A 444-nucleotide genomic window follows, 5' to 3' on the forward strand; every position below is an offset into this window, starting at 1 on the left:
AAAATTCGATGCAAATATATGGCTTTAGTGGGTCAGTTTTGGGTGCAAATCAACAATGAGGCCAATGTAGCACTGATGTAGCACAACTTATTCCAAGCATGCCAGCTACTAAAATAACCAATTGAAATAAAAGAAGAAAAATGGTGCCCCCTCCCTGACTTGAACAGGGGACCTACCGATTATGAGTCGGGTGCTCTAACCAACTGAGCTAAGGGGGCACTGATTTTGGCTTTGAGCCAAGAGATGATCCAGAGAGTTCTTGATCAATACGGGGCGCATTATAATGCGCCCCGAAAGAAGATGCTAGAGGAAAATGCTTATTCGTCCAGGAAGCTTCTTAGGTGATCTGAGCGGCTTGGATGGCGTAGTTTTCTTAGCGCTTTCGCTTCGATCTGACGGATACGCTCACGCGTTACGTCGAACTGCTTACCTACTTCTTCCAAA

At 45.5% G+C, this 444-nt stretch carries 1 protein-coding gene and 1 tRNA gene; both read right to left on the reverse strand.

Translation table 11 applies throughout. The features are described from left to right. Nucleotides 1–141 precede the first annotated feature (141 nt). Nucleotides 142–218 (reverse strand) — tRNA-Ile (locus tag A3763_RS06905). A 99-nt stretch (nucleotides 219–317) separates the two neighbouring features. Then, nucleotides 318–444, reverse strand: a 127-nt coding sequence (locus A3763_RS26770; RefSeq protein ID WP_156494981.1) for a sigma factor-like helix-turn-helix DNA-binding protein, incomplete at its 5' end; no start/stop codon positions are given.

The sequence above is a fragment of the Oleiphilus sp. HI0128 genome (assembly GCF_001635365.1).